This is a genomic window from Leptothrix ochracea (assembly GCF_041083635.1).
GTDB classification, from domain to species: Bacteria; Pseudomonadota; Gammaproteobacteria; order Burkholderiales; family Burkholderiaceae_C; genus Sphaerotilus; species Sphaerotilus ochraceus.
On the sequence record NZ_JBFPHB010000006.1, the window covers coordinates 99,279 to 105,919 of the forward strand.

4 protein-coding genes are annotated in these 6,641 nt (G+C 67.1%); all 4 read left to right on the forward strand.

Features of this window, described 5'->3' with window-relative positions; genetic code table 11:
• The first annotated feature begins 51 nt into the window (after positions 1 to 51).
• The 4 genes from xdhA to AB3X39_RS03050 all read left to right on the forward strand — a co-directional run bounded on the left by xdhA (position 52) and on the right by AB3X39_RS03050 (position 6,505).
• Complete coding sequence (gene xdhA, locus AB3X39_RS03035) at positions 52 to 1,584, forward strand: xanthine dehydrogenase small subunit (protein ID WP_369415877.1); 1,533 nt, start codon at positions 52 to 54, stop codon at positions 1,582 to 1,584.
• 4 nt (positions 1,585 to 1,588) lie between these two features.
• Positions 1,589 to 4,000 carry a xanthine dehydrogenase molybdopterin binding subunit gene (gene xdhB / locus AB3X39_RS03040; RefSeq protein ID WP_369415878.1) on the forward strand — a complete coding sequence of 804 codons (2,412 nt, stop codon included), beginning with the start codon at positions 1,589 to 1,591 and terminating at the stop codon, positions 3,998 to 4,000.
• Between the two features lie 6 nt (positions 4,001 to 4,006).
• Positions 4,007 to 4,897, forward strand: coding sequence for a xanthine dehydrogenase accessory protein XdhC (gene xdhC, locus AB3X39_RS03045; protein WP_369415879.1), 891 nt, complete (start codon positions 4,007 to 4,009; stop codon positions 4,895 to 4,897).
• 186 nt (positions 4,898 to 5,083) lie between these two features.
• Complete coding sequence (locus AB3X39_RS03050) at positions 5,084 to 6,505, forward strand: 8-oxoguanine deaminase (RefSeq protein ID WP_369415880.1); 1,422 nt, start codon at positions 5,084 to 5,086, stop codon at positions 6,503 to 6,505.
• Positions 6,506 to 6,641 lie beyond the last annotated feature (136 nt).

The window sequence follows — 6,641 nt, forward strand, 5'->3', positions numbered from 1 at the left end:
TCAGCTGGGTCTCATTTGTAACTGGTGCCGCATCGTATTACGCTCCAAGCCATGAACGCTCCGATTCGATTCATTTTTCGCGGTCAGGTGGTTGAAGCTGCCAACACCGACCCCACCCGCACCCTCTTGCAATGGCTGCGCGAGGATGCCCGCACGTTGGGCGGCACGTTAGGCGGCACCCTCGGCACCAAAGAAGGCTGCAACGAAGGTGACTGCGGCGCCTGCACGGTCATCGTCGCTGAACTCGAAGACGGCAACGTTCGGTTGCGCACCCTCAACGCCTGCATCCGCTTTTTGCCCACCCTGCACGGCAAAGCCCTGCTGACGGTGGAAGATCTCAGCCCCGCTCCACCCACCGATTCCACCCAACCACCCCGGCTGCATCCGGCCCAAGAAGCCTTGGTGCGCTGTCATGGCTCGCAATGCGGGTTTTGCACCCCCGGCTTTGCGATGTCGCTGGCGCTGAGCTTCGAGCGCCAGCGCCTTCAAGGCCGCTGCGCCAGCCGGGCCGAGTTGGCGAATGACTTGGCTGGCAATCTGTGCCGCTGCACCGGCTACCGACCGATTCTTGACGCGGCCGAACAGATGGGCCACGGTCAAGAAGACGGCTATTTGCCGGAAGGCTTGGTGCTGGGCCCGCTCCAAGCCCAATTGGAAGCGCTGCGCCAAGACGCCCCGCTCGACAGCCCCACTTGGCACGCGCCGCGCAGCCTGCCTGAACTGGCCGAGCTGCGACTGGCACACACCCAAGCCCGGCTGCTGGCTGGCGGCACCGACATCGGCTTGTGGGTCAACAAACAGCTGCGCGAAACCGGCCCCTTGATCCACTTGGGCGACGTGGCTGAGCTGCGCCAACTGCGCCGCGAAGACACCGGCTTGCACATCGGCGCAGCCGTGACCCTGGAAGACGCTTGGCAAGCCTTGGTCCAGCACTGGCCGAGCTTGAGCGAGATCCACCGCCGCTTTGCCGGCCCGCCGGTGCGTCACGCCGGCACCTTGGTCGGCAACTTGGCCAACGGCTCGCCCATCGGCGACGCCGCCCCGGTGCTGATGGCCTTGGGGGCCAAGCTGCTGCTGCGCCGAGGCGCGGCGCAGCGCGAGCTGGCGCTGGATGCGTTTTACGTCGATTACATGCAAAACCGTTTGGAAGCCGGTGAATTCATCGAAGCGGTGCAAGTGCCGTTATCACCGTCACCCCAGGAAAGCCCTTGGCACATCCGCGCGTGGAAGATCTCGAAGCGTTTCGACTGCGATATCTCGGCCTTGAGCGCGGGCATGGCGATTCAGCTTGATAGCGCTGGCGTGGTCACGGACGTCAAGTTGGCTTTTGGCGGCATGGCGGCGGTGGTCAAGCGGGCGGCGGGCACCGAAGCGGCGTTGCTGGGCCAGCCGTGGAACGAGGCCACGCTGGAGCGGGCGCTGGCCGCGCTGGAGGCCGACTTCACGCCGCTGAGCGATCTGCGCGCCAGCGCCAGCTATCGCCGGGCCGCCGCACGCGGCCTGTTGATGCGTCTGTGGCTCGAAACCCGCCCCGATCAACCCCTGCCCGCCGCGCAGTTGCGGGTCTTTGAAGGCACCGTTTAACACCATGGATGCTCCCGCGCTGCGCAGCCCTTTGGGCCAGTCCTTGCCGCATGAATCGGCCCACCTGCACGTCAGCGGTCGGGCCGCCTACACCGACGACATCCCTGAGCCCGTGGGCACCTTGCACGCCGCCTTGGGTCTTTCGCCCGTCGCGCATGGGCGCTGGCTCGGCATCGATCTGGACGCCTTGCGCGCCCTTGCCGGGGTGGTGGCGGTCTACACGGCGGCGGATTTTCCGGGGCCGAACGATTGCGGTGCCATCGTTCACGACGAACCGATCTTGGCCGAGCCGCCCAGCGCCGCAGGCCCCGGAACGCTGCGTTACTTGGGCCAGCCGGTCTTTGCCGTGATCGCCACAGATCGCATGGCGGCTCGGCGGGCGGCGGCCCACGCCAAGCAGGTGCTGCGCATCGAGCCCCTGCCAGCGGTGCTGGACGTGCGCGCCGCCCACACCGCAGGCGACTATGTGGTGCCGCCGATGCACCTGAGCCGCAGCCACCATCCCGGCGGCGTGGCCGGGGCGATCCACGGCGCAGCGCATCGGCTTGAAGGCCGTTTCAGCCTGGGCGGCCAAGAGCAGTTTTATCTCGAAGGTCAGATCGCTTTGGCCTTGCCGCAAGACGACGGCGGCTTGCTCGTTCACTGCTCCACCCAACACCCCAGCGAAATGCAAGCCGTGGTGGCGCACGCCTTGGCGCTGCCCACACACCAAGTGCAGGTGATGTGCCGGCGCATGGGCGGCGGCTTTGGCGGCAAGGAGTCGCAATCCGCCCCCTTTGCCTGCGTCGCGGCCTTGGCCGCCCAACGCTTGGAGCGGCCAGTGAAGCTGCGACTTGACCGGGACGACGACTTCCTCATCACCGGGCGACGCCATGGTTTCGAGTTTGATTGGGAGGTCGGCTTCGACGCCGAGGGCCGCATCCAAGGCCTCGACGTCAGCCTGATCGGCCACGCTGGGCATTCGGCCGATCTCTCAGGCCCAGTGCTCACCCGGGCGCTGTGCCACATCGACAACGCCTATTGGTTGCCCAACGTCGCCCTGAACGGCTACATGGCGCGCACCCACACCCAAAGCAACACCGCCTTTCGCGGCTTTGGGGGGCCGCAAGGGGCGCTGCTGACCGAGGTGGTGCTGGATCACATCGCCCGCCATCTGGGACTTGATGCGCTGGCGGTGCGCCAAGCCAACTGGTACGGCGTCGAGACGCAGAACGTCACGCCCTACGGCCAGACGGTGCGTGACAACGTGATTGCGCCGCTCACCGCGCAACTCATCGACCAAAGCGCTTACCACGCGCGGCGCGCCGCGCTGCAAGCCTTCAACGACGCCAGCCCGATCCTCAAAAAAGGCTTGGCGCTCACGCCGGTCAAGTTCGGCATCGCCTTCAACGTCAACCACTTCAACCAAGCCGGGGCGCTGGTGCATGTCTACCAAGACGGCTCGGTGTTGGTGAACCACGGCGGCACCGAGATGGGCCAAGGCGTCAACACCAAGGTGGCGCAGGTGGTGGCGCATGAGTTGGGTCTGCCGCTGAGCCGGGTGCGTTGCAGCGCCACCGACACCAGCAAGGTGGCCAACACCTCGGCCACAGCCGCCTCGACCGGCTCGGACCTGAACGGCAAGGCGGCCCAAGACGCCGCCCGGCAGATCACGCAGCGCTTGGCGCAGTTGGCTGCGGACCTTTGGGGCGGCGCGGTGCGCGCAGAGCAAGTGCGTTTTGCCGGCGGCGCGGTGCGCGCAGAGCAAGTGCGTTTTGCCGGCGGCGCGGTCCACGGCCCGGACGGCCAGAGCATCGCCTTCAGCGCGCTGGTGCAAAAAGCCTATGTGGCCCGGGTGCAGCTTTGGAGCGACGGCTTCTACGCCACGCCCGGTTTGTCGTGGGACCGCAGCACCTTGAGCGGCCACCCGTTTCACTACTTTGCCTACGGCGCAGCGGTGAGCGAGGTGCTGCTCGACACCCTCACGGGCGAATGGCGCTTGCTGCGCAGCGACTTGCTGCACGACGTCGGCCGCTCGCTCAACCCCGCCATCGATATCGGTCAGATCGAGGGCGGCTTCATCCAAGGCATGGGCTGGCTGACCAGCGAGGAGCTGGTTTGGCACCCCCGCAGCGGCGCGCTGCTGACCCACGCGCCCTCGACCTACAAAATCCCCACCGCCAACGACGCCCCTGCGGTTTGGCACACCGCACTGTTTGACAACGCCAACGTCGAAGACAGCATCCACCGCAGCAAAGCCGTGGGTGAGCCGCCGCTGCTGCTGGCCTTTTCGGTCTTTCTGGCCCTGCGCGACGCCGTCGCCGCCTGCGGCCCGGCCGGTTGCCAGCCACCGCTACGCGCCCCGGCCACGCCCGAAGCGCTCTTGATGGCCGTGGAAGCGGTCCAAGCCCAGCGCAATGCAACCGCCGCCGCCTGAAAAACCATGCTCGATCTGGCCCAAGCCCGGCAGTGGCTCCTGAGCGGCGCACCGGCGCTGATCATCACGGTGCAGCACACCCGTGGCTCGGTGCCGCGCAATGCCGGCACGCGCATGCTGGTCGGGCTGGACGCGGTGGCTGGCACCTTGGGGGGAGGCCATCTGGAATGGCAAGCCATCGCCCGCGCCCGCCAAGCCTTGGCGGCTGATTCCCGCCATCCTGCCCCCTTCGACTGGCGCGTGGCCCTCGGCCCCTCACTGGGCCAGTGCTGCGGCGGCGAAGTCACCCTGCACTTCGAGCCCCTCAACGCCGCCGCCTTGGCCGCTTGGCCCGCGCCCGCAGTGCGCTTTGTTTTGCAGCTCTACGGCGCAGGCCACGTCGGCCAAGCCATCGTGGCGGTGTTGGCGCACATTCCCTGCCACGTCCTCTGGCTCGACGCCCGCGAAGACGCCTTCCCGCCCCCATCCACCCTTTTGCCCGCACCCCTGCCCAGCCACATCGAACGCCTGTGCTCTGACCCCCTCGAAGCCGAAGTCGATCTGGCCCCGCCCGGTGCCTTCCACCTCGTCCTGACCCACGACCACAGCCTCGACCTGCGTCTGGCCCAAACCATCCTGCACCGCCAACGCCACCACGCCGACATCGGCTGGTTCGGCCTCATCGGCTCCGCCACCAAACGCGCCCGCTTCCACCACCGCCTCACCCATCACGGCTTCACCCCCACCGAGCTCAACCTCATGCACTGCCCCATCGGCCTCCCCACCCTCCCCGGCAAAGAACCCGGCGTGATTGCGGTGTCGGTGGTGGCGGAGATGTTGATGGTCACGCAACCCACCATGGCACCGAAGCCCAACTCGGCTCCGTTCGATCTGAGCCCCCTTGACCGTTCGCCCTGAGCTTGTCGAAGGGCCTTAACACACCACAGTTACACCACCGTTCGGGCTGAGCCTGTCGAAGCCCCGCCCGTTTGGCCTCAAGCCCTTCGACAAGCTCAGGGCGAACGGGTTCGTGATGCGACCATGCCGTCCCCCCATTTAAAAAGGCCATGGGTGGTTTCAAGCGAAACACCCACTGCACCCACCATGACACCCACGACCCCCACCCTCCTCATCCACCACGCCACCCTCATCGCCACCATGGATGAACAGCGCAGGGAGGTGCGGGATGGGAGTGTGTTGATTCGGGGCGGGGTGATTGCGGCGGTGGGGCCGGCGGCGGAAGTCGCGGGCATGGCGCAGCAGTGGGTGGGCGAGGTGGATGAGGTGATTGATGCGCGGGGGCATGTGGTGGTGCCGGGGTTGATCAATACGCATCACCACATGTACCAAAGCCTCACGCGGGCGATTCCGGCGGCGCAGAACGCGGAGTTGTTTGGGTGGCTGAAGACGCTTTATCCGATCTGGGCCGGCCTGACGCCCGAGATGGTGCGCGTGAGCACCCAGGTGGCGATGGCGGAGTTGATGCTGTCGGGCTGCACCACCAGCTCCGACCACCTCTACCTCTACCCCAACGGCGTGCGGCTTGACGACTCAATCGAAGCGGCGCAGCAAATAGGCATGCGCTTTCATGCCGCACGCGGCAGCATGAGCGTGGGTGAATCCAGCGGCGGGTTGCCGCCCGACAGCCTGGTGGAGCGCGAAGACGCCATCCTCAAAGACACCCAGCGCCTGATCGAAACCCATCACGACGAAGGGCGCTACGCCATGCTGCGGGTGGTGGCGGCACCCTGCTCGCCCTTCAGCGTCAGCCGCGACTTGATGCGCGAATCGGCGCAGCTGGCGCGGGCATACCGCACCCGCATGCACACCCATCTGGCCGAGAACGACCACGACGTGGCCTACAGCCGCGAAAAGTTCGGCATGACGCCCACCGAATACGCCGAAAGCCTGGGCTGGCTGGGCGACGATGTTTGGCACGCGCACTGCGTCAAGCTCGACGCCCCCGGCATCGCCCGCTTTGCCGCCACCGGCACGGGGGTGGCGCACTGCCCGTGCAGCAACATGCGCTTGGCCTCGGGCATCGCGCCCATCCGCCGCATGCTCGACGCTGGCGTGCCGGTGGGCTTGGGCGTGGACGGCAGCGCCAGCAACGACGCCGCGCACCTGCTGAACGAAGCGCGCCAAGCCATGCTGCTGGCGCGGGTGGGGCGCTCACTGGAGCCCTTCGGCTGCGACCACGGCCCGGCCGAGATGACCGCCCGCAACGCCCTTGAAATCGCCACCCGAGGCGGAGCTCGCGTGCTGGGCCGCGACGACATCGGCCACCTCAGCGTCGGCATGGCCGCCGATTTGGCGATCTTCGACACCCGCACCCTGGGCTTTGCCGGCGGTGCCCTGCACGACCCCCTCGGCGCTTTGCTGCTCTGCGCCTCAGCCCAAACCGCCTACACCATCGTCAACGGCCGCATCGTCGTCCGCCAAGGCCAACTCACCACCGTGGACCTCGGCCCGCTGGTCGAGCGACATAACCGGCTGGCGGGGGTGTTGGTGGGCTTGAACAGATGACGTGGTGCTCCTCACCCGGTCCATCCGTCCCAACAAACTTTGCCAAGCGTGCAGATCAGGCGGTGCGTCTTCGGGGGCGATCAGGGTCAAAGCGCCATCGGTGTTGGCGGCTTGCAGGCGGCTCTCGATATGGAGC